Source organism: Streptomyces sp. NPDC014764, from assembly GCF_043082785.1.
GTDB classification, from domain to species: Bacteria; Actinomycetota; Actinomycetes; order Streptomycetales; family Streptomycetaceae; genus Streptomyces; species Streptomyces althioticus.
Genome location: NZ_JBIBXY010000001.1, coordinates 460,936 through 480,995 on the forward strand (window position 1 = coordinate 460,936; position 20,060 = coordinate 480,995).

Sequence of the window (20,060 nt, forward strand, 5' to 3'; positions counted from 1 at the left end):
AATTCCCCTTGTGCGCACGGCGGATGACCGGCGAGGCGCGCCGCACCCCTCCGGCGGCGCGCCTCGGCGGTTCCCTCACGGGGCGTCAGATATGGCCGACGCCCGCGCCCGCCTCCGCGTTCTCACCGCGCTTGGTGAGCAGCGCGACCAGGACCGCGACCGCGGCGACCCCGGCGGCGACCAGCGACGCCAGGCTCATACCGGAGATGAAGGTGTCGTGGGCGACGTCGGTGATCTTCGCGGCGATCGCGTCGGGGGTGCCCTGCGCCACCGGCGGCACACCGACCTGGACCGCCTGGGAGGCCGCGGCGGCCTGCTCCGGGTCCAGCGGCGGCAGCCCGGCCTTCGCCCAGTTGCCCGGCAGGTCGCCGTCCACCTTGGAGGCCATCACGGCGCCCAGCACGGCCGTGCCGAGGCTGCCGCCGACCTGCATGGCGGACTGCTGCAGACCGCCGGCGACACCGGAGAGCTCCAGCGGCGCGTTGCCCACGATGACCTCGGTGGCGCCGACCATGACGGGGGCGAGGCCGAGGCCGAGCAGGGCGAACCAGACGGACATGGCGAGGCTGCCGGTGCTCTTCTCCAGCGTGGAGATGCCGTACATGGCGAGCGCGGTGCAGGCCATGCCGCCGGCCAGCGGGATCCGCGGACCCACCTTGGTGATCATCACGCCCGCGAGCGGCGAGCCGACGATCATCATGCCGGTGAGCGGCAGCAGGTGCAGACCGGCGTCGACCGGGCTCAGCCCGTGCACGTTCTGCAGGTAGAAGGTGACGAAGAACAGGCCGCCCATGAAGGCGATGGCCATGAGGACCATCAGCACGACACCCGCGGACAGCGGGACGGAGCGGAAGAGGCCCAGCGGGATCAGCGGCTCCTTCACCCTGGTCTCCCAGAAGGCGAAGGCGACGAAGCCGGCCACCGAGGCGGCGATGAACCCCCAGGTCCTGCCGTCGCCCCAGCCCCACTCGGGCGCCTTGATGAGCGCCCACACCAGGCAGAACATCGCGCCGGACAGCAGGGCGATGCCGGGGATGTCGAAGGAGCGCGGCGCGTTCTCGGCGCGGTGGTCGAGCAGGATCCACGCGCCGAGCGCGACGGCGAGGACGCCGACCGGCACGTTGATGAAGAACACCGACTGCCAGTTGACGTGCTCGACGAGGACGCCGCCGAGGATCGGGCCGCCGGCGGTGGAGGCGCCGATGACCATGCCCCAGATGCCGATGGCCATGTTGAGCTTCTCGGCGGGGAACGTCGCCCGCAGCAGGCCGAGCGCGGCCGGCATCAGCAGCGCGCCGAACAGGCCCTGGAGCACGCGGAAGACGATGACGAGCGTGATGCTGTCGGACAGGCCGATGGCGCCGGACGCGGCGGCGAAGCCGACCACGCCGATGAGGAAGGTCTGCCGGTGCCCGAAACGGTCACCGAGCTTGCCCGCGGTGATCAGGGACACCGCGAGGGCGAGGAAGTACGCGTTGGTGATCCACTGGACGTCGGCCAGGGTGGCGCCCAGGTCACTGGCGATGGCCGGGTTGGCGATGGCCACGATGGTGCCGTCCAGGGCCACCATCATGACGCCCACGGCGACGGTGAACAGCGTGAACCAGGGGTGCCCGCGCAGCCCCTTGCCGGGCGTCGCCTCCGACGGGCCGGCCGGAGGGCCGTCCCCCTGTCCCGCCTTGTCGAGGGTGGTCTGACTAGTCATACATTCGAGGCTAGTGTCAGCCGCTGACACTTGACAATTCATTTCACCAGTCAGTAACTGACAGGACATGCGCCCCTCGCCCGGCCCGGGCGAACGGTTCAAGGAGGAGCCATGGACACGGTCGGGACCGCCGTGGGCGCCCCACCGCAGCCGGGGCTGCGCGAGCGCAAGAAGCAGCGCACCCGGGACGCCCTGGTACGGGCCGCGCTGGAGCTCATCGCCACGCGCGGCTACGACGGCACGACGGTAGACGACATCGCCGCGGCCGTGGACGTCTCCCAGCGCACCTTCTTCCGTTACTTCGCCAGCAAGGAGGAGGTGGCGCTGTTCGTCCCCCGCCTGGCGGAGCAGCGCATCGCCGAGGCCGTACGGGCCCGCCCGCGCGACGAGGCGCCGCTGGAGACGCTGCGCCGGGCCGTGCTGGACAGCTGGGACGCCATCAACGCGGCCGTGGGCGAGCTCGTCCCCGTGGAGCTGCACATGCGCGTCTACCGGGTCATCGAGTCCACCCCCGCGCTGCTCGCCGCGCATCTGCGCCGGGCGGCGGAGCTCGAGGAGGAGCTGGCGGGCATCATCGCCGAGCGCGAGAGGCTGGACGTCGACACCGACCCCCGGCCGCGCATCCTGGTGGCCGCGTTCGGCGGGGTGATCCGGGTGGCTGAGCGCCGGTGGTCCGCCGGGGACGACCTGCGCACCGAGGCTCTGCGGGAGCTGATGCGGACGTGCCTGGACCATGTCGGACCGGCCCTCGCCACGAACTGGCGTACGACCGCATCCCTGAAACGGCACAACGAAACGTGATCCCGGTCACTGGATTCCCGCGAGACACTCTCGTTCTCCTAGTGTGTCCTCCCAGTGACTTCCTTCGACACCTCCCCCCAGCTGAACATGTGGCGGGCGCTCCTGGCGCTCGCCGTCGTCTTCGTGATGCTGGCGACCACCGGCTGGACGGCACTGCGTCACCAGCGCCACCCCGCTCCCCTGCAGGCGTCGCTCGCCGCGTGGGAGGACGGCCGGGTGGCCGGGAAGCGGCTGCCCGACCCGCAGTCGCAGCCGACGCGACTGGCCCGGTTCTTCGCCTCCCTCACCGACGCGCAGCGGCTCCGGCTCGCCGAGCGCTATCCGCTGGCGGTCGGCAACATGAACGGCGCGCCGGTCGAACTGCGCTACCGCGCCAACCGCATCGCGCTGGCCGAGGCCCGCGAGACGGAGCTGAGACGGGTGCACGACAGCCGGCTCACGCCCGCGGGCCAGGAACAGGCCGCCCGCAGGATGGACCGCATCGAGGCGCTCATGCAGCCTGAGAGGCACATCCTCGCCTTCAACCCGGCGGGCGCCGGACGGGTCGCCGAGGTCTTCGGTGACCTGCGCCACGCCGAGCGGGTGTCGGTGGTCGTCCCGGGCGTCGACACCGATCTGCTGACCTTCCAGCGCTCCGAGCGCCGGCACTCCGCCCCGGTGGGCATGGCCAAGTCGCTGTACAAGGCCCAGCGGCAGGCCGATCCGGCGAGACGCACGGCCGTGGTCGCCTGGGCCGACTACACCGCGCCCAGCGGGCTCGGCATGGACGCGGCCACGGCGATGCGCGCGGAGGACGGCGCGGACCGGCTGGAGGCGATGGTGCGGGGACTGCCCGGCCTCGCCCCGGTCTCGCTGTTCTGCCACAGCTACGGCTCGGTGGTCTGCGGACTGGCCGCGCGGGACCTGCCGGAGCGGGTCTCCGACATCGCCGTGGCCGGCAGCCCGGGGATGCGCGTGGAGCACGCCTCCCAACTGCGCACCACCGCGCGGGTCTGGGCGATGCGGGACGCCGACGACTGGATCCAGGACGTGCCCCACCTGGAGCTCGGCGGACTGGGCCACGGGGCCGACCCGATGGCCGACGGGTTCGGCGCGCGCGTGCTGTCGGCCCGTGACGCCAAGGGGCACGCCGGGTACTTCGTGCCCGGCACGGACAGCCTGCGGAACTTCGCGGGGATCGGGGTTGGCGCATACACGGCGGTGTCCTGTGCGCACCGGAACGACACCTGCCTGGCAGGTTTGTCCCGTACGACCCCTACCGGACGCGCGTAGAAGCGGAGATACTGCGGTATGCGTGGGGAGGGGACGGAGAAGCTCGTGCCGCATACGATGAGCCGCATGGGTGATGTACTGGCCGGATTTCATGCCGCCTGGGAGTTCGAGTCCGACTCCGTGCTCATCCGTTACGTACGAGGGATTCGAACACCCAAGCTGTTCCAGGCGCTCGGCGAGCGGCGCGTGCCGCTGGAGGCGATCGAGGGCGTGACCCTCACGCCCGGCAAGCGCGGGAGCGTGGTCCTGCGGCTGGAGCCCCGCCCGGGAGCCGACCCGCTGATGGAGGCGGCCGCCGGACAGTTGAAGGAGAGCAGCGACCCCTACCGGCTGGTGGTGCCCGCCGAGCGGGAGACGCTCGCCGAGTACTACGCCGACGAACTGCGCGCGCAGCTCACGGAGTCGGGCCCCGCCGAACGCCATCTGGTGGCCGCGCCCGAGCCGCCGCTGCAGTTCAAGGCGTACGACGGCAAGGCGACGTTCGACGGCACCTCCGTGGCGTTCCGCTGGTTCTGGACCGGGGCGTCCTCGGCGAAGTGGAAGGCCGGTGACCAGCGCTTCCCCGTCTCCGAGCTGAGCGGGGTGGAGTGGCGTTCGCCCGAGGTGTTCGAGGGCCATCTGCGGCTGCTGCGCCGGGACACGACGGTGCCGGCGCCGGCGCAGGCCGACCAGGACCCCGCCGCGGTGGTGTTCGGGCTCGGGTACGGGCCCGCGCACGAGTCGCTGCCGTTCGCGGCGGCGGTGCTGGCCGCGGTGCGGGACTGTGCGGCGGTGCCGGCGATATCGTCGCCCGCGGCGGCCGCGGGAGGCGTGCCGTCCGCTCGGCGCGATCCTGCGGACATCGCCGAGCGGATCCGGCACCTCGGGGAGTTGCATCAGGCGGGGCTGGTGACGGACGAGGAGTTCTCCTCGAAGAAGGCGGAGTTGCTCGCCGAGCTGTGACGTTCCCTGCGGGTGCGTGAGGGCTGGGCGCGCCGTTCCCCGCGGCCGTTCGGGGCGCCGCTGGTGGGGCGCCCTCTATTCCCTGCCTGCCGAGGTGAAGGACATGTCCGCGTAGCGGGTGCCGGCGACCTTGTCCGCGATCGGCTCGAGCAGGCTCAGGTCCGCTTCCGTCAGGGTGATGCTCGTGGCAGCCGTGTTCTCGTCCACGCGGGACGGGCTGCGGGTGCCGGGGATGGGGACGACCGGGAGACCGTGGACCGCCGCCTGCTGGTGGACCCAGGCCAGCGCGATCTGCGCCGGGGTCGCGCCGTGGTTCTCGGCGACCGCGCGGACCGGCTCCAGGAGGGCCGCGTTGGCCGCCGCGTTGTCGCCGGTGAAGCGGGGCATCGTGCGGCGGAAGTCGTCCTGCGTGAGGTCCTTCGCGGCGTCCGTGAAGGAGCCGGTGAGGAAGCCGCGGCCGAGCGGCGAGTAGGGGACGAGGGTGACGCCCAGTTCGCGCGCGGCCGGCACCACGGCGTCCTCGATGTCCCTGCTGAACAGCGACCACTCCGACTGCACGGCGGCGATCGGGTGCACGGCGTGCGCGGCGCGCAGCTCGCCGGCCGTCACCTCGCTCAGGCCCAGCTGCTTCACCTTGCCCTCGCGGACCAGCTCGGCCATGACTCCGGCGGTCTCCTCGATGGGCACGTTCACGTCGCGACGGTGCATGTAGTAGAGGTCGATGACGTCGACGCCCAGGCGGCGCAGGCTCGCCTCGACGGCCTGCCGGATGTACGGCGGGTCGTTGCGGACGATGCGCCGGGTCGGGTCGTCCGGCGGGATCGACAGGGCGAACTTCGTGGCGATCCGCACCTCGTCACGGTGCGCCGCGAGGAACGGGGCCAGGAAGCGTTCGTTGTCCCCCGCGCCGTACGCGTCGGCGGTGTCGTAGAGGGTGACGCCCCGCTCCAGGGCGCGTTCCAGGGCCGCCCGGGAGGCGTCCGCGTCGGCGGGGCCGTAGGCGAAGCTCATGCCCATGCAGCCGAGGCCCTGCACGCCCACCTCGGGGCCGTCCGCACCCAGCGTGGTCACGGGGATCGTGTGCTCGCTCATCATGCCCTTTCCGAAGCCAGGGCGCGCCCGGCGTCCGCGTAGAAGCTGATCTTGCGGTCCAGGACGGCGAGGGTGCCCTGGAGTTCGGCGATGCGGGCCAGCACGTCCTCGCGGGTCGTCCTGAGCAGCTCGAAGCGCTCGGCGTACGTGTGGTCGCCGGCCCGGACCAGTTCGGCGTAGCGCACCATGTCGGCGACCGGCATGCCCGTCAGCCGGAGCTTGCCGACCAGGGCGAGCCAGTCGAGGTCGCGGTTGGTGTAGCGCCGCTGCCCGGTGTGGGAGCGGTCGATGTGCGGCATGAGCCCGATGCGTTCGTACCAGCGAAGGGTGTGCGCGGTCAGCCCGGTGAGGGCGGCCACCTCGCTGATCGTGTACTTGTCCTTGCCGTCCGGCCGCCGGTCGCCCTGCGGGGGCATGGCGCAGGTGTCGCTCCTGGTGTCCGTGGTCTCCGTCACCGTCATGCGTCCACGCTAGATCCTTGGAGTGCGCTCCAGGCAAGCGGTGCCGGTGAGAAATGGGCGGACGTGTCGGGAGGCTCCGGCTACCGTGCGCGCATGACCCTCGTACGCCGGGCGGCGCCCGAGGACGCGGAGGAAGTCCTGCGTCTGCGCCAGGTGATGATCGATTCCATGGCCCGCTCCGACCCGTCCACCGCGTGGCACGCGGTGTCCCTGCCGGTGCTGCGCGAGCGGCTGGCGGACGACCGTTCCTTCGCCGTGTTCGTCGTGGACCACCCGGAGCGGCCGGGCGCCCTCGGGGCGCTGGTGGCCGGCACGCTGGACTACCGCATCGGCGGGGCACGGAACCCGCGCGGCACCGACGGGTACGTCTTCAGCGTCGCCACCGACCCGGACGTCCGCCGCCGTGGTTACGCGCGGGCCTGCGTGGGCGCGCTGCTGGAGTGGTTCCGCGAGCAGGGCGCCGGACGGGTGCGGCTGACCGCGAGCCCGGACGCGGAGCCGCTGTACCGGTCGCTGGGGTTCGCGCCCAGACCGGACCCTTTGCTGGAGCTCATGCTCTGAGCGCTTAGGCTCGACCGCATGTCGCTGAAGAGCCTCGCGTCGATCGAGAACTGGCCGGTTCCCACCGCTGCGGCGGGGGTGGTGCGGGCCGACGGCACCGTCCTGGGCAGGCACGGCCCGTCCGGGCACCGCTTCCCGCTCGCCTCGGTCACCAAGCCGCTGGCCGCGTACGCGGTGCTCGTCGCGTACGAGGAGGGGGCGGTCGAGCTGGACGAGCCGGCCGGACCGGACGGCGCGACGGTGCGGCACCTGCTCGCGCACACCTCGGGACTGGCGTTCGACGAGCACCGGGTCACCTCCGCGCCCGGCGAGCGGCGGCTGTACTCCAACGCCGGGTTCGAGCAGCTCGGCGACCACGTGGAGAAGGCGACGGAGATCCCGTTCGCCGAGTATCTGCGGCAGGCGGTGCTGGAACCGCTGGGGATGACGTCCACCTCGCTGGAGGGCTCCCCCGCGAAGGACGGCGTGTCCACGGTGGACGACCTGCTGCGGTTCGCCGCCGAGGTGCAGGCGCCGCGGCTGCTGGACCCGCGGACGGTGGCCGCCGCGATGACCGTGCAGTACCCGGGCACCAAGGGCGTGCTGCCGGGGTACGGCCACCAGAGCCCCAACGACTGGGGGCTGGGCTTCGAGATCCGGGACGGCAAGTCGCCGCACTGGACGGGCGCCTCGTCCTCGCCGCGCACCTTCGGGCACTTCGGCCAGTCGGGCACGTTCCTGTGGATCGACCCGGACGCGGGCGCGGCCTGCGTGGCGCTCGCCGACCGGTCGTTCGGACCCTGGGCGGTGGAGGCGTGGCCGCCGTTCACCGACGGCGTGCTGGCGGAACTGCGCGGCTGACTGCCGCCGTTCGCCCGGATTTGCCGCAATCACCGGCTTCACCTGCGACGTTGCCGTGGGGCCGGTGTGAAAACCCTGTGGAAGCGGTGTCGGTGGCGCGCCCTATGATGCGCCGGACGATCACGCGGGACCAGGGGAGGGCGCGGCATGTTCGGCAAGCTGTTCGGCAGGGGCGGGGAAAGACCGGAGGCGGATCCGTACGCCCTTCCGGCCCCGCGGCGGAGGAACGGCGTCCACCGGCTGCGCGCCCTCGGCGACCGGCGGGTGCTGGCGCTGGTGGAGGCGGCCGACGCGGGCGACTGGGAGGACGTCAAGGAGGCGCTGGCGCCCTTCGACCCGGGCCGTGACCACCTGGTCGTGGACGAGATCGCCAAGGTCGACGGGGTGGAGGACTGGATCGGCCGGGCGGTCGAGGAGGACAAGGAGCACCGGGCGACGGCGCTGCTGATCTCCGGCGCCCGGCACGTCCAGTGGGGCTGGGAGGCCCGCACCGCCGCGCGTGCCGCGCACGTCACCGAGGAGCAGTGGCGGCTCTTCCACGAGCGGCTGCGGATCGCCGAGCGGCACCTGTTCGAGGCGGCCGAGCTGCGGCCCGACTGGGTCACGCCGTGGCACCGGCTGCTGACCTCCGCGCGGGGCATGTCGCTGGGCCCGGCGGTCGCCGACGTGCGGTTCGACGCGGCGCTGCGCCGCGAGCCGCTGGACTTCGAGTGCCACCTCGACCGGCTGACGCAGCTACAGCCGCGCTGGGGCGGGGAGCCCGGGCGGGCCCTGGCGTTCGCGCGGGAGGCGTTCGCGGGCGCACCGGACGGCCACCGGCTGGGCGCGCTGGTCGCGATGGCCCACATCGAGAACTGGGTGGAGTCGGACGACGGCTCCTGCCTCGACACGGCGGAGGTCCAGGAGGAGCTGCGTACCGCGGCGCGGCGCAGCATCCTGCACCCCGCCTATGTGCGGCGGCCCGGCTGGCAGTACGACTTCAGCATGTTCGCCATGGCCTTGTCGCTGTCCGGCGAGGGCGTCGCCTGCGGGCGCGTCTTCCACGAGCTGGACGGCGCCTGGACCGAGTGGCCCTGGTCGTACTTCGCGGAGCCCGAGCAGCAGTACGCCCGCCGCCGGCGCCTCGGCTGAGCGAGCCCGCGCCCCCTCTCCCTCCGTAGGCCCTCTTCACACCCCGGACCGCCCATGACCCTGCCCGAGAACACCCCGGACCGCACCTTCCAGGTGGATCTGCGCGGCCTCGTCGACCTGCTCTCCCACCACCTCTACTCCAGCCCCCGCGTCTATCTGCGGGAACTGATGCAGAACGCGGTGGACGCGCTCACCGCCCGGCACGCCCTCGAACCGGCCTCGCCCGCAGGCTCGTTCGGCATCCGCCTGTACGCCGACCGTTCCGTGGTCCGGGTCGAGGACGACGGCGTCGGCCTCACCGAGGCGGACGTGCACAGCTTCCTCGCCACGATCGGCCGCAGCAGCAAACGCGCCGACGGGATCGCCGAGCAGCGCGGCGACTTCATCGGCCAGTTCGGCATCGGCCTGCTGTCCTGCTTCCTGGTCGCGGACGAGATCCACGTGGTCAGCCGTTCCGCCCGTGCACCCCACGCGCCCGCCGTGGAGTGGCGGGGACGCGGCGACGGCAGCTACAGCGTGCGCACCCTGCCCGCCTCGGCCCGGCCCGTCCCCGGCACCACCGTCACGCTGACCCCGCGCTCGGACGCGGGCGAATGGACCGCGCCCGCTCAAGTGCACGCCCTGGCGAAGCACTTCGGTTCGCTGCTGCGGCACCCGGTGACCTTCGACGACGGCTCCGGCGGGCCCGTCGTGCCGGTCAACCCGGAGGAGGCGCCCTGGGCGCGGACGTACCCGACACCGGGCGCCCGCTCCCGCGCGCTCGCCAAGTACGGCGAGGAGGTGTTCGGCTTCACGCCGCTGGACACCCTGGAGCTGGATCTGCCGGCCGTGGGTCTGAAGGGCGTCGCCTGCGTGCTCCCGGAGGCGGTGCCCGCCGGACGCCGTCACGGACACCGGGTGCACGTCAAGGGCATGCTGCTGTCCGAGCAGGCGGAGGAGATCCTGCCCGACTGGGCGTTCTTCGTGCGCTGCGTCGTCGACGCGGAGAGCCTGCGCCCGACGGCGTCCCGCGAGTCCCTGTACGAGGACGACACCCTCGCCGCCGTCCGGGAAGCGCTCGCCGGGAAGCTGCGCGCGTGGATCGCCCGCGTCGCCGCCAGCGACCCGGAGCTGCTGCACCGCTTCCTCCAGGCGCACCACCTGTCGGTGAAGTCGCTCGCCGTGCACGACGACGAGATCCTGCGGATGCTGCTGCCGTGGCTGCCGTTCGAGACGACCGACGGCCACTGCACCCTGGACGAGTTCTCCCGCACCCACCGCACCGTGCTGGTGACGTCCAGCGTGGAGGAGTTCCGGCAGGTTGCCGCCATCGCGTCGGCCGCCGGGCTCGGCGTGGTCAACGGCGGCTACACCTACGACCGCGAACTGGCGCACCGGCTGCCGGAGATCAGGCCCGAGGTGAGCGTCGCCGACCTCGACCCGGCGACCCTCACAGCGCACCTCGACCCGGTCGACCGGGAGACGGAACTGGCCGCCGCGGCCTATCTGGCGCTCGCCCGGGACGCCCTCGCGGTGTTCGACTGCGACGTCGCGCTGCGCGCCTTCCAGCCCGCGTCCGCGCCCGCCCTGCTCGTCGACAGCCGCGAGGCCCGGCACGAGCGCACCCGCTCCCGGCTCGCCCGCGAGCAGGAGGGCGGCCTGTGGGGCGACATCCTCGGCGCCCTCCAGCAGGAGGCGCCGCGCGCCCAGCTGATCCTCAACCAGCTGAACCCGCTGGTGCGCACCGCCGTCGCGATCGCCGAGCCGGAACTGGCCCGCACCAGCGCCGAGGCCCTGTACGGGCAGGCGGCGCTGCTGTCCCGGCGTCCGCTCAGGCCCGCCGAGTCCAGCCTCATCAACCGCTCCTTCCTCGACCTTCTCGCCCACGCCCTGCGCAAGGACCGCTGACGATGCAGACCCCGCCCCAGACCACCGACGAGCTGTACGCGGCGCTGCGGGAGAACGGCGCCCTCCCCTACGGCCGCACCCGGACCGTCGCCGCCGAGGAACTCGCCGAGGCGGCCGAGCTGTTCGGCGAGCCGGAGCCGCTGATCCACGCCCTGCTGGAGCTCCAGGAGGCGTACACGTACGGCTCCGAGCCGCGGAAGTCGCCGGTCGTCTTCGCCCGGCTGCTGAACCTCTTCGACGAGCGGCCCGACGTGTTCGACGACCGGCTGCGCCACCAGCTGTTCTGGCGGTTCAAGTGGGTCGCGGGCGCCCTGCGCTCCCTGCCCGAGGTACCGCTGGCGAGCCTGCGCCAGTGGCTCACGGAGATGCGGGACCGCTACGAGAAGGCGGGCCTCGACCTCCAGCCGTACTACGGGCAGGCGTACCTGCTCGCCGCGCACGTCGGCGAGGACACCACCCTCGCCTACGAGTTGTGGGCGGGCCGGGCCCGGAGCCTGCTCAGCGACTGCGAGGCGTGCGAGACCTGCGAGCGCGCCCTGCACCACGTGGCGGCGGGCGACGACGAGCGGGCGCTGCGCCACTGGGAGCCGGTGCTCGCGGGCAAGGAGTCCTGCCAGGAGGAACCGGCCCACTCCATCTCGTACGCGCTGCTGCCGCTGCTTCGGACCGGCCGTACGGACGAGGCGCGCCATCTGCACCTGGCGGGCTACCGCGGCTGCCGCCGCAACCCGTCGATGGCCGGGGAGATCGGCCGCCACCTGGAGTTCTGTGCGCTGACCGGCAACGAGGCGCGCGGCCTGGAACTGCTGGCGGAGAACCGGAACCTGTTCGACGAGGTGGACTCGCCGCTGGCCCTGCTCGACCTGCTCACCGGCGTGGAGGTGCTGCTCGCCCGCGTGGAGGCGCTGGGCCACGGGGAGCTGCCGGCCGCCGGGTTCCCCGGCCGGAGCTGGACGGTGACGGAACTGCGGGCCGAGGTGCGGGGGCGCGCCGACGACCTGGCTGCCCGTTTCGACGCCCGCAACGGCACGACGACGCACGCCGGCCGCCGCGGGGCCCGTCTGGCGCAGGCGCCGCTGCTGGAGTCGCTGGAGCTGACGCTGCGTCCGCGCACCCTGGAGGACGTGGCCCCGGCCCCCGCGGCGCCGGCGCCGGCACCCGCCGAGCCGCTCCCCGAATCGCCGGCGGACCTGATCAGGCGGGCGCGAGAGCTGGACGAGCAGGGGCACCCGGACGCGCACGCCTGCTGGGCACGGCTGCGCGAGCTCACCGCCGCCCGCGACTACGTCCACCCGGACGATCCGGACGTCGGACCGCTGCTGCGCCTGCGCGCCGAACTGCTGGAGGAGGAGGCGACGCTGGCGGACCGAAGGAACGCGCACGGGGACGCGGCGACGCTGTACGAGGAGGCGTCGGGTCTCTACGAGGACGCGGGGCTCCCGGGGCACGCGACGCTGGCCCGGGCGCAGGCGGTGCTGGCGGGGGTGCGGGTGGGGCCGGACGGTTCCGGCTCCACGCAGGAGTCCGACACCACCGCAGGGTCCGGCCCGGCCCAGGGACCCGACACCACCGCAGAGTCCGGCACGGCCCAGGGACCCGACTCCGCGCACGGGTCCGGCCCGGCGCGGGACTCCGCCCCCGCCGCAGGGGTCGGCAGCGCCTACGGGGCCGGCTCCCCGCAGCCGTCCGACTCCACCGAGCGACCCGGCACGACGCACAGGGCCGGCCCGGCGCGGGGCTCCGCCCCCGCCGCGGGGGTCGGCAGCGCCTACGGGGCCGGCTCCCCGCAGCCGTCCGACTCCGCCGAGCGACCCGGCACAACGCACGGGTCCGGCCCGGCGCGGGCATCCCGGCCCGCGGCCGGCCCCGGCTCCGTCGAGGGTTCCGCCTCCGCGGGAAGGGCCGGTTCGGCTGCGGGTCCGGGACCCGCGGCGGGCCCCGACGCCCATGTCACCGCGCTGTCCGCGGCGTACGCGACGCTCGTGCGGCTGCACGAGGAGGCGGCCGGTCTCGCTCCGTTCCTGGAGGCGCGGCTGCTGCGGCTGCGGGTGAGCGCACTGGGACTGCGGCTCCAGGAAGCCGGGGACCGGCAGCAGGTCGCGTCCGTCCTCGCCGAGGCGGAGCTGCTGCACGACTTCGCCGCCCGGCACGCCCTGGCCGGCCAGATCGCGGGCGCGCGGCTGCTGCGGGCCACCACGCACGCCATGTCCGGCGACCTCCCCACCGCGCTCGCCGAGACGGACGCGCTGGTGGGGCTGTTGCGGACGGACGGTCCCGCCTGGCACCTGCCGCGCGTGCTCGCGCTGCGCGGCAAGATCCAGCTGGGTGTCGGTGACGCCGAGGCCGCGCACGCGAGCCTCGCCGAGGGGCTGCGGCTGGCGGCCGAGTGGCCCGGCGACACGGTCGACGCCCCGACCCTGCACGGCGAACTGGCGCAGGCGTGCCTGCGCCTGGGCCGGCCCGACGAGGCCCTGCGCCATCTGACCCGCTCGGCGGAGCTGGACCTGCGGGCGGGCAACCGGTTCGACGCGTTCTGCTCCTACAGCAACGTGGCACAGCTGAGCCTCGACCTGGGCCGCATCGAGGACTGCATCGCCCTGCTCGACTCGGTGCTGATGGAGCCGGACGTCGTGGACGGCGGGCTGGACGACCGGCTCGTGGCCCAGCTGCGGCTGACGCGGGCCCGCGCGCTGCACGCCGGGGACGACCTGAAGGCCGCCACGGCGGAGTTCGTGGCCCTCGCGGCCGAGTCGGCCGGCTGGGACGACGACCCGGGCAGCCACGCCATGATCGCCGCGGAGACGGCCGTACTGCTCGGTGAGGCCGGGGAGTTCGGGCAGGCGCGGGAGGCCGTGGACCGGGCGCTCGCCGCCCACGCGCGCGACCCGCGGTTCGAGATGCTCAGCAACGCACTGCGGGAGCTGGCCCGGCTCCAGGCGCACCGGCAGGGCCCGGACGGGCTGGAGGGCGCCCGTGCCTTCCTTCAGGACGCCGGCCGGGTCGCCGATGCGGCCCGGGCCGCCGGGTTCGAGGCGCACGGCCGCTCGCTGGACTCCGCCCTCGCCTACGAGCACGGGCGGGTCAACGCGTACGGGGGCGCCTACGAGGAGGCGCTGGCGGCGCTGGAGAAGGCTCTCGGGCTGCTCGGGGAACCGGGCGAGGACGCCACGGAGGCCGCCGAGTGGGCGGAGTGCGTGCGGCTGGCCGGAGTCGTGGAGGGCGTCTACCTGGAGCGGCGTGCGGCGGCGCTCGGACGGGTCGGGGCGGCGGTGGAGCGGCTGACGGCGCTCGGCCACGGCGAAGTGGCGGAGACGCTGGCGGAGCTGGCGGAGAGGCTGCGGGACGAGGAGTGAGCAGGGCGGGAAGGGCGGGGCGTGGCCGCGGGGCCGGCCCCGCCCTCCCGTCTCGTTATGCGGAACGGTTCACCACCGTCCGTCTCACGCCGTGACTGTGACGGTAATCATGTTTACGCAGCGTATCTGGGCCGGTTGATGACCTTGTGTCACTCCGGCTTTGTGGCACGGGCGTTAACGAGCGGCCGAACCTCTTGTGCAATCCGCGTAGACAGATCAATCTTTCGCCTGGCGACAGGACATGCGGATCACGTCCACAGCGTCCGTGTTTGGCATGTTCCTGACATGCGTGCGTCCCGGTGACCCGGGCCGGACGTCCGCCGACCGGCGCCTCACCCCCAGGAGACGCCACCCCCACACTCCCCACCTGTCGAGGAGAAACCTCAGATGGCAGTGAAGCGAAACGCCAAGCACAGGTCGATCGTCGGCGTCGGCGCGGTCGCCGCGGCGGCTCTCGCGGGCGGTCTGTTCACCGCTCCCGCCGCGCACTCCGCCGAATCCCCCAAGGGGACGATCGCCTACGCGGATGCGCCGAACGCGGTCGCGGGCAGCTACATCGTCACCCTGAAGCCGGACACCAGGGCCACCACCGCCAAGGGCAAGGGCCTGGCCGAGAAGTACGGCGCCGACGTCGGGCACACCTTCCGCGAGGCCGTCAACGGCTACACCGTGGAGGCCACCGAGGCGGAGGCCGCCGAGCTGGCCGCCGACCCCTCGGTCGCGCTGGTCGAGCAGAACCGCACCTTCACCATCCAGGCCACGCAGACCAACCCGCCGTCCTGGGGCCTGGACCGCATCGACCAGACCGCGCTGCCGCTGAGCGGCTCGTACACCTACGACGACACCGCCGGCCAGGGCGTCACCGCGTACATCATCGACACCGGTGTGCGCATCTCCCACAGCGACTTCGGCGGCCGCGCCCGCAACGGCTACGACGCGGTCGACGGCGACTACGTCGCCCAGGACGGCAACGGCCACGGCACCCACGTCGCCGGCACCGTCGCGGGCACCGCGTACGGCGTCGCCAAGAAGGCCTCCGTCGTCGGCGTCCGCGTCCTCGACAACAACGGCTCCGGCACCACCGCCGGCGTGATCGAGGGCGTCGACTGGGTCGCCGCCAACGCGGTCCTCCCGGCCGTGGCCAACATGTCGCTCGGCGGCGGCGCCAGCACGACGCTGGACAACGCGGTGCGCAACGCCATCGCGGCCGGCGTCACCTTCGCCGTGGCCGCGGGCAACGAGTCGACGACCGCGACCGGTTCGCCGGCCCGGGTGGCCGAGGCGATCACCGTCGGCGCGACCACCTCGACCGACGCCCGCGCCAGCTACTCCAACTACGGCTCGAACCTGGACATCTTCGCGCCGGGCTCGTCCATCACGTCGGCCTGGCACACCGGCGACAGCGCCACCAACACCATCTCCGGCACCTCGATGGCCACCCCGCACGTCGCGGGCGCCGCGGCGCTGTACCTCGCGGACAACCCGTCGGCCACCCCGTCGCAGGTCGCCTCCGCGCTGATAGCCAACTCCGTCTCCGGCGCCGTCTCCAACCCGGGCAGCGGCTCCCCGAACCGTCTGCTGTACGTCGGCGGCAACGGCGGCACGACCCCGCCGGCCGGCAAGACGTTCACCAGCTCGACGCGGTACACCATCAGCGACCGGACGACGGTCGAGTCCCCGATCGCCGTCACCGGTGTCTCGGGCAACGCCCCGTCGACCCTCAAGGTCCCGGTGAACATCGTCCACACCTACATCGGTGACCTGACGGTGTCCCTGGTCGCTCCGAGCGGCCGCGTCTACACCCTGAAGGCCTCCGGCACCGGCGGCTCGACGGACAACATCAACACCACGTACACCGTGAACGCCTCCTCGGAGACGGCCAACGGCACGTGGAAGCTCCGCGTCACCGACGGCTACGCCGGTGACACGGGCTACATCAGCAGCTGGGGCCTGACCTTCTGAGGCGTCGCCTCCGAGCTCCGCTGAACCCTCACCGCCCCGGCACGGGTCCCCGTGCCGGGGCGGTGCGCGAAAGGCCGGTGCTCTCGCGTCCGGTCAGCACACACTGCACGGCCCCCACCCCGGCAACGCCGTCCTCACCGAGCGCGTCAGCCGCTCAGGTGCCGGCTGAAGAAGCTCAGCGCGCCGTCCAGCTCGGACGGCGGGAGCTCGCCGTGTCCGCCCGGGTTGGCGTGGAGCGACTTCTGCTCCGAGGCCAGGGCGTCGTACAGGGCCAAGCTCTGTTCCCTCGGCACCCGTTCGTCGTCCCACTGGACCAGGAACCGCACCGGCACGGTGATCCGGGAGGCGGCCTCCGCCGAGGCGTGCGCGCCGCCCAGGCCCAGCACCGCGGCACGGACCCGGGGTTCGGCGGCGACGAACGGGACGCCCAGTCCGCATCCCAGCGAGACGCCCCAGTAGCCCACCGGGCCGGGGCCCACGTGGTCGAGTTCCCGCACCGCGTCCAGAACCGCCCGCCACTCCGGCACGGTCCGCCGGGCCACCAGCGCCTGGAACTCGGCGATCAGCGGCGCCAGTTCCTCGCCCGCCTCCACGCGGGCCTGGTTCCCGGCCGTGAGGCGGTCGTACTCCGCGACCTCGGGCCGGTCGCCGTGGGCGGGGACGTCGACGCAGACGGCGGCGTAGCCGCACTCGGTGACGAGGCGGTGGGCGAGCACCGCGACGCCGGGGTCCTTCTTGTGCCGGCCGCCGCCGTGTCCCAGGAGGACGAGGGGACGGGTCACGGCTTCACCGCCGTCCGGCGTCCACAGGACGCCGGGGATCTCGCCGAGGGTGAAGAGCTGTTCGCGGACGCCGTCGGACGACGTCCCGGAGAGGAAGCGCATGGAAAAGCGGCCTTTCGCAGAGCCTCTGCGGGCGCTCCCTAGGCCATGGGAGGGAGGGAGGCCCGACCTGTCGAAGCGTTGATCGGTCTCACCTCCTCGGGTCGCAGCGCTGCACGGCGGCAGGAACGTACCACGGCGCTGCTCTCAGAACCCCGACATCTCCCACATCAGCACCTCCGCCTCCCCCTCCGCGACCGCCTCCGCGTCCTTCTCGTCCGTGAGGCGGGCCGCGTCGCCCGGGCCCAGGATTTCGCCCTCCAGGCGGACGTCACCGCGGACCACGTGGACGTAGACGTAGGGCGCCGCGGGGACCGCCGTGCGCTCCCCCGCCGACAGCCGGCGGACGTGGAGCATCGCGCCTGCCTCCGGGAGGGCGTACGGAGTCGAGTCGGCTATGCCGTGGACGACCTCGTAGCGGGGTTCGCCGCCCGGCTTGAGGGGGGCCAGCCACATCTGGAGGAAGGTCAGCGGGGTGCGGGCCGCGTTGCGCTCCACGTGGCGGACGCCCGACGCGGCGCTGAGACGCTGGACGTCACCGGGGCGGATGACCGTCTCGTGGCCCTGGGAGTCGCGGTGGGTCAGCTCACCGGAGATCACCCACGTGACGATCTCGGTGTGGCTGTGCGGGTGCTCGCCGAAGCCGGCGCCCGGACCCAGGTGCTCCTCGTTGCAGGCGATCACCGCGCCGAAGCGCAGGTTGTCCGGGTCGTAGTGGGGGCCGAAGGAGAGGGCGTGCCACGACTCGATGCCCGCCGCCGGGTCCCCGCCCCTGTAGCGTTCGCTCGCTCGCCTGACGTCCATCACGCCCTCCACGGTAGGCCCTCCCCGAGGAGCCCGGGACGGCGCACGGCGGGGGCACCGGAGCCCGGACACGGGGCACGGGCCACGGGCGGGGTGCGACCCTGGGGCACGGCCCGCCGTCCGGATAAGGCAGTCTTGTCCCGTGCCCGAACCCGAAACCAGTACCCCCGGACCCGCTGCACGCCCCGCCCACCCGCACTCCGCGACACTGAAGCGGCTGGAGCAGTCGTCCGGCTCGCTCGCCGCCCAGGCCATCGCGCGGATGGACGAGACGCTGCCCTGGTACCGGGCGATGCCGCCGGAGAACCGTTCCTGGATCGGCCTGGTCGCCCAGGCGGGCATCGCCGCCTTCACCGAGTGGTTCCGGCACCCCGACGCTCCTCAGGCCATCTCCACCGACGTCTTCGGCACCGCGCCGCGCGAGCTGACCCGGGCCATCACGCTGCGCCAGACCGTGGAGATGGTGCGGACCACGATCGAGGTGATGGAGACCGCCATCGACGAGGTGGCGGCGCCCGGCGACGAGAGCGTGCTGCGCGAGGCGCTCCTCGTCTACGCCCGCGAGATCGCCTTCGCCACCGCCCAGGTGTACGCCCAGGCCGCCGAGGCACGCGGTGCCTGGGACGCTCGCCTGGAGTCGCTCGTGGTGAACGCCGTGCTCAGCGGCGAGGCCGACGAGGGCGCCGTGTCACGGGCAGCCGCGCTCGGCTGGAACTCCCCGGAGCATGTGTGCGTGGTACTGGGCACCGCCCCGGACGGGGACTCCGAGCTGACCGTGGAGGCGATCCGGCGGGCCGCCCGGCACGCCAAGCTCCAGGTGCTCACCGGAGTCCTGGGCGACCGTCTCGTCGTCATCGCGGGCGGCAGCGACAACCCGCTGGCCGTCGCGAAGTCGCTGATCGGCCCGTACGCGGCCGGCCCCGTCGTGGCCGGGCCCGTGGTGCCGGACCTGCTGGCCGCGACCCGGTCCGCGCAGGCCGCCGCCGCGGGCCTCAAGGCGTGTTCCGCCTGGCAGGATGCCCCGCGCCCGGTGCTGGCGGACGATCTGCTGCCGGAGCGCGCGATGGCCGGCGACCCCTCGGCGCGCGAGCAGTTGGTGGAGGAGATCTACAGACCGCTCGAGGAGGCCGGCGCGGCGCTCCTGGAGACGCTCAGCGTCTATCTCGAACAGGCGAGCAGTCTCGAAGGCGCGGCGCGCATGCTGTTCGTTCACCCCAACACCGTTCGTTACCGGCTCCGACGTGTGACAGACGTCACCGGTTGGTCACCCTCCGATGTACGCTCGGCGTTCACCCTGCGGATCGCGCTGATCCTGGGGCGTCTGGCCGATGGTGATCTCCAGACCTAGTCTTTTGTCGGGGGTCGACAAAACCCCCTCCCGTTCTTCGTCCTTGTCCCCACGGGCGGCCGCGCCCGTACGCAAGAGAGAGTGTGAGAGTGCTCGTACTCGTCGCTCCCGGCCAGGGCTCCCAGACGCCCGGCTTCCTGACCGAATGGCTCGAACTCCCCGGCGCCGCCGACCGTGTCGCCGCGTGGTCCGACGCCATCGGACTCGACCTGGCCCACTACGGCACGAAGGCCGACGCGGACGAGATCCGCGACACGGCCGTCGCGCAGCCGCTGCTGGTCGCGGCCGGGCTGCTGTCCGCCTCGGCACTGGGTGACATCGGCCCCGGCGCGGTAGCCGGTCACAGCGTCGGCGAGATCACCGCCGCCGCCCTCGCCGGCGTGCTCGACGACACCGCCGCGCTCTCCCTGGTCCGCAAGCGGGGTCTGGCCATGGCCGACGCCGCCGCGATCACGGAGACCGGCATGGCGGCGCTGCTCGGCGGCGACCCCGAGGTGACCGTCCCGCACCTGGAGAAGCTGGGTCTCACTCCGGCGAACATCAACGGCGCCGGCCAGATCGTCGCCGCCGGCACCATGGAGCAGATCGCCGCGCTGGAGGCCGACAAGCCCGAGGGCGTCCGCAGGGTCGTCCCGCTCAAGGTCGCCGGCGCCTTCCACACCCACCACATGGGCCCCGCGGTCGAGACGCTGGCGGAGGCCGCCAGGGCCCTCGCACCCGCCGACCCGAAGGTCGCCTACGTGTCCAACAAGGACGGCAAGGCGGTCGCGTCCGGCGCCGAGGTGCTGGAGCGCCTGGTGGGCCAGGTCGCCAACCCGGTCCGCTGGGACCTGTGCATGGGGACCTTCCAGGAGCTCGGTGTCACGGCCCTCCTGGAGCTGTGCCCCGGTGGCACCCTGACCGGTCTGGCCAAGCGTGCCCTGCCCGGCGTCAAGACGCTGGCCCTGAAGACCCCCGCCGACCTCGACGCGGCCCGCGAGCTCCTCGCCGAGCACGCCGCCTGACGCCCTTAAGGAGCCG

General features: G+C 73.3%; 16 protein-coding genes. 11 read left to right on the forward strand and 5 right to left on the reverse strand.

Annotated features, from left to right (window positions below; all coding sequences use genetic code 11):
• Positions 1 to 85: 85 nt before the first annotated feature.
• Positions 86 to 1,705: an MFS transporter gene (locus tag ACF1AG_RS02135; RefSeq protein WP_359603396.1), complete on the reverse strand. Its 1,620-nt coding sequence runs from the start codon at positions 1,703 to 1,705 to the stop codon at positions 86 to 88.
• A 111-nt stretch (positions 1,706 to 1,816) separates the two neighbouring features.
• On the opposite strand from ACF1AG_RS02135, the gene ACF1AG_RS02140 reads away from it, so the two are divergent.
• From ACF1AG_RS02140 to ACF1AG_RS02150, 3 genes are all read left to right on the forward strand, one after another.
• The gene (locus tag ACF1AG_RS02140) at positions 1,817 to 2,506 is read left to right on the forward strand and encodes a TetR family transcriptional regulator (RefSeq protein WP_359603398.1); all 690 of its coding nucleotides are present in this window, start codon (positions 1,817 to 1,819) and stop codon (positions 2,504 to 2,506) included.
• Between the two features lie 54 nt (positions 2,507 to 2,560).
• Entirely contained in the window at positions 2,561 to 3,778 is a 1,218-nt protein-coding gene (locus ACF1AG_RS02145) for an alpha/beta hydrolase (protein ID WP_359603400.1), read from the forward strand.
• 66 nt (positions 3,779 to 3,844) lie between these two features.
• On the forward strand, positions 3,845 to 4,720 hold the full coding sequence (locus ACF1AG_RS02150; protein WP_359603402.1) for a DUF4429 domain-containing protein: 876 nt from the start codon (positions 3,845 to 3,847) through the stop codon (positions 4,718 to 4,720).
• A 75-nt stretch (positions 4,721 to 4,795) separates the two neighbouring features.
• Here ACF1AG_RS02150 and ACF1AG_RS02155 read toward each other — a convergent pair whose 3' ends face one another.
• Together ACF1AG_RS02155 and ACF1AG_RS02160 are read right to left on the reverse strand one after the other, a co-directional pair.
• Complete coding sequence (locus ACF1AG_RS02155; RefSeq protein ID WP_387794621.1) at positions 4,796 to 5,812, reverse strand: aldo/keto reductase; 1,017 nt, start codon at positions 5,810 to 5,812, stop codon at positions 4,796 to 4,798.
• Positions 5,812 to 6,273: a MerR family transcriptional regulator gene (locus tag ACF1AG_RS02160; RefSeq protein WP_359603405.1), complete on the reverse strand. Its 462-nt coding sequence runs from the start codon at positions 6,271 to 6,273 to the stop codon at positions 5,812 to 5,814. Before ACF1AG_RS02160 ends, ACF1AG_RS02155 begins: the two co-directional genes overlap by 1 nt.
• Before the next feature lie 93 nt (positions 6,274 to 6,366).
• On the opposite strand from ACF1AG_RS02160, the gene ACF1AG_RS02165 reads away from it, so the two are divergent.
• The 6 genes from ACF1AG_RS02165 to ACF1AG_RS02190 all read left to right on the forward strand — a co-directional run bounded on the left by ACF1AG_RS02165 (position 6,367) and on the right by ACF1AG_RS02190 (position 16,007).
• Positions 6,367 to 6,834: a GNAT family N-acetyltransferase gene (locus ACF1AG_RS02165; RefSeq protein WP_359603407.1), complete on the forward strand. Its 468-nt coding sequence runs from the start codon at positions 6,367 to 6,369 to the stop codon at positions 6,832 to 6,834.
• A gap of 18 nt (positions 6,835 to 6,852) precedes the next feature.
• A complete protein-coding gene (locus tag ACF1AG_RS02170) occupies positions 6,853 to 7,674 on the forward strand; it encodes a serine hydrolase domain-containing protein (protein WP_359603409.1) in 822 nt (273 codons plus the stop codon).
• A gap of 147 nt (positions 7,675 to 7,821) precedes the next feature.
• On the forward strand, positions 7,822 to 8,805 hold the full coding sequence (locus tag ACF1AG_RS02175) for a hypothetical protein (RefSeq protein WP_359603411.1): 984 nt from the start codon (positions 7,822 to 7,824) through the stop codon (positions 8,803 to 8,805).
• 54 nt (positions 8,806 to 8,859) lie between these two features.
• On the forward strand, positions 8,860 to 10,692 hold the full coding sequence (locus ACF1AG_RS02180) for an HSP90 family protein (protein ID WP_359603413.1): 1,833 nt from the start codon (positions 8,860 to 8,862) through the stop codon (positions 10,690 to 10,692).
• Positions 10,693 to 10,694: 2 nt separating this feature from the next.
• The gene (locus ACF1AG_RS02185; RefSeq protein ID WP_391809204.1) at positions 10,695 to 14,045 is read left to right on the forward strand and encodes a hypothetical protein; all 3,351 of its coding nucleotides are present in this window, start codon (positions 10,695 to 10,697) and stop codon (positions 14,043 to 14,045) included.
• A gap of 387 nt (positions 14,046 to 14,432) precedes the next feature.
• Positions 14,433 to 16,007 carry a S8 family serine peptidase gene (locus tag ACF1AG_RS02190; RefSeq protein ID WP_359603417.1) on the forward strand — a complete coding sequence of 525 codons (1,575 nt, stop codon included), beginning with the start codon at positions 14,433 to 14,435 and terminating at the stop codon, positions 16,005 to 16,007.
• A gap of 146 nt (positions 16,008 to 16,153) precedes the next feature.
• Here the strand turns inward: ACF1AG_RS02190 and ACF1AG_RS02195 are convergent, their stop codons facing one another.
• Positions 16,154 to 16,891, reverse strand: coding sequence for an alpha/beta hydrolase (locus tag ACF1AG_RS02195; protein ID WP_359603419.1), 738 nt, complete (start codon positions 16,889 to 16,891; stop codon positions 16,154 to 16,156).
• Between the two features lie 144 nt (positions 16,892 to 17,035).
• The gene (locus ACF1AG_RS02200) at positions 17,036 to 17,692 is read right to left on the reverse strand and encodes a pirin family protein (RefSeq protein ID WP_359603421.1); all 657 of its coding nucleotides are present in this window, start codon (positions 17,690 to 17,692) and stop codon (positions 17,036 to 17,038) included.
• Between the two features lie 142 nt (positions 17,693 to 17,834).
• Between ACF1AG_RS02200 and fasR the strand changes: the two genes are divergently transcribed.
• Complete coding sequence (gene fasR / locus ACF1AG_RS02205) at positions 17,835 to 19,040, forward strand: fatty acid biosynthesis transcriptional regulator FasR (protein WP_359603423.1); 1,206 nt, start codon at positions 17,835 to 17,837, stop codon at positions 19,038 to 19,040.
• Positions 19,041 to 19,129: 89 nt separating this feature from the next.
• Positions 19,130 to 20,044 (forward strand): ACP S-malonyltransferase, encoded by a 915-nt coding sequence (locus tag ACF1AG_RS02210; protein ID WP_359603425.1) that lies wholly within the window; start codon positions 19,130 to 19,132, stop codon positions 20,042 to 20,044.
• Positions 20,045 to 20,060: the final 16 nt, after the last annotated feature.

Bases quoted from the DNA above. Each gene is read 5' to 3' on its own strand.
- ACF1AG_RS02135 (WP_359603396.1), bottom strand. From the start codon at position 1,705: ATGACTAGTCAGACCACCCTCGACAAGGCGGGACAGGGGGACGGCCCT.
- ACF1AG_RS02140 (WP_359603398.1), top strand. From the start codon at position 1,817: ATGGACACGGTCGGGACCGCCGTGGGCGCCCCACCGCAGCCGGGGCTG.
- ACF1AG_RS02150 (WP_359603402.1), top strand. From the start codon at position 3,845: ATGGGTGATGTACTGGCCGGATTTCATGCCGCCTGGGAGTTCGAGTCC.
- ACF1AG_RS02155 (WP_387794621.1), bottom strand. From the start codon at position 5,812: ATGAGCGAGCACACGATCCCCGTGACCACGCTGGGTGCGGACGGCCCC.
- ACF1AG_RS02160 (WP_359603405.1), bottom strand. From the start codon at position 6,273: ATGACGGTGACGGAGACCACGGACACCAGGAGCGACACCTGCGCCATG.
- ACF1AG_RS02165 (WP_359603407.1), top strand. From the start codon at position 6,367: ATGACCCTCGTACGCCGGGCGGCGCCCGAGGACGCGGAGGAAGTCCTG.
- ACF1AG_RS02170 (WP_359603409.1), top strand. From the start codon at position 6,853: ATGTCGCTGAAGAGCCTCGCGTCGATCGAGAACTGGCCGGTTCCCACC.
- ACF1AG_RS02175 (WP_359603411.1), top strand. From the start codon at position 7,822: ATGTTCGGCAAGCTGTTCGGCAGGGGCGGGGAAAGACCGGAGGCGGAT.
- ACF1AG_RS02180 (WP_359603413.1), top strand. From the start codon at position 8,860: ATGACCCTGCCCGAGAACACCCCGGACCGCACCTTCCAGGTGGATCTG.
- ACF1AG_RS02185 (WP_391809204.1), top strand. From the start codon at position 10,695: ATGCAGACCCCGCCCCAGACCACCGACGAGCTGTACGCGGCGCTGCGG.
- ACF1AG_RS02190 (WP_359603417.1), top strand. From the start codon at position 14,433: ATGGCAGTGAAGCGAAACGCCAAGCACAGGTCGATCGTCGGCGTCGGC.
- ACF1AG_RS02195 (WP_359603419.1), bottom strand. From the start codon at position 16,891: ATGCGCTTCCTCTCCGGGACGTCGTCCGACGGCGTCCGCGAACAGCTC.
- ACF1AG_RS02200 (WP_359603421.1), bottom strand. From the start codon at position 17,692: ATGGACGTCAGGCGAGCGAGCGAACGCTACAGGGGCGGGGACCCGGCG.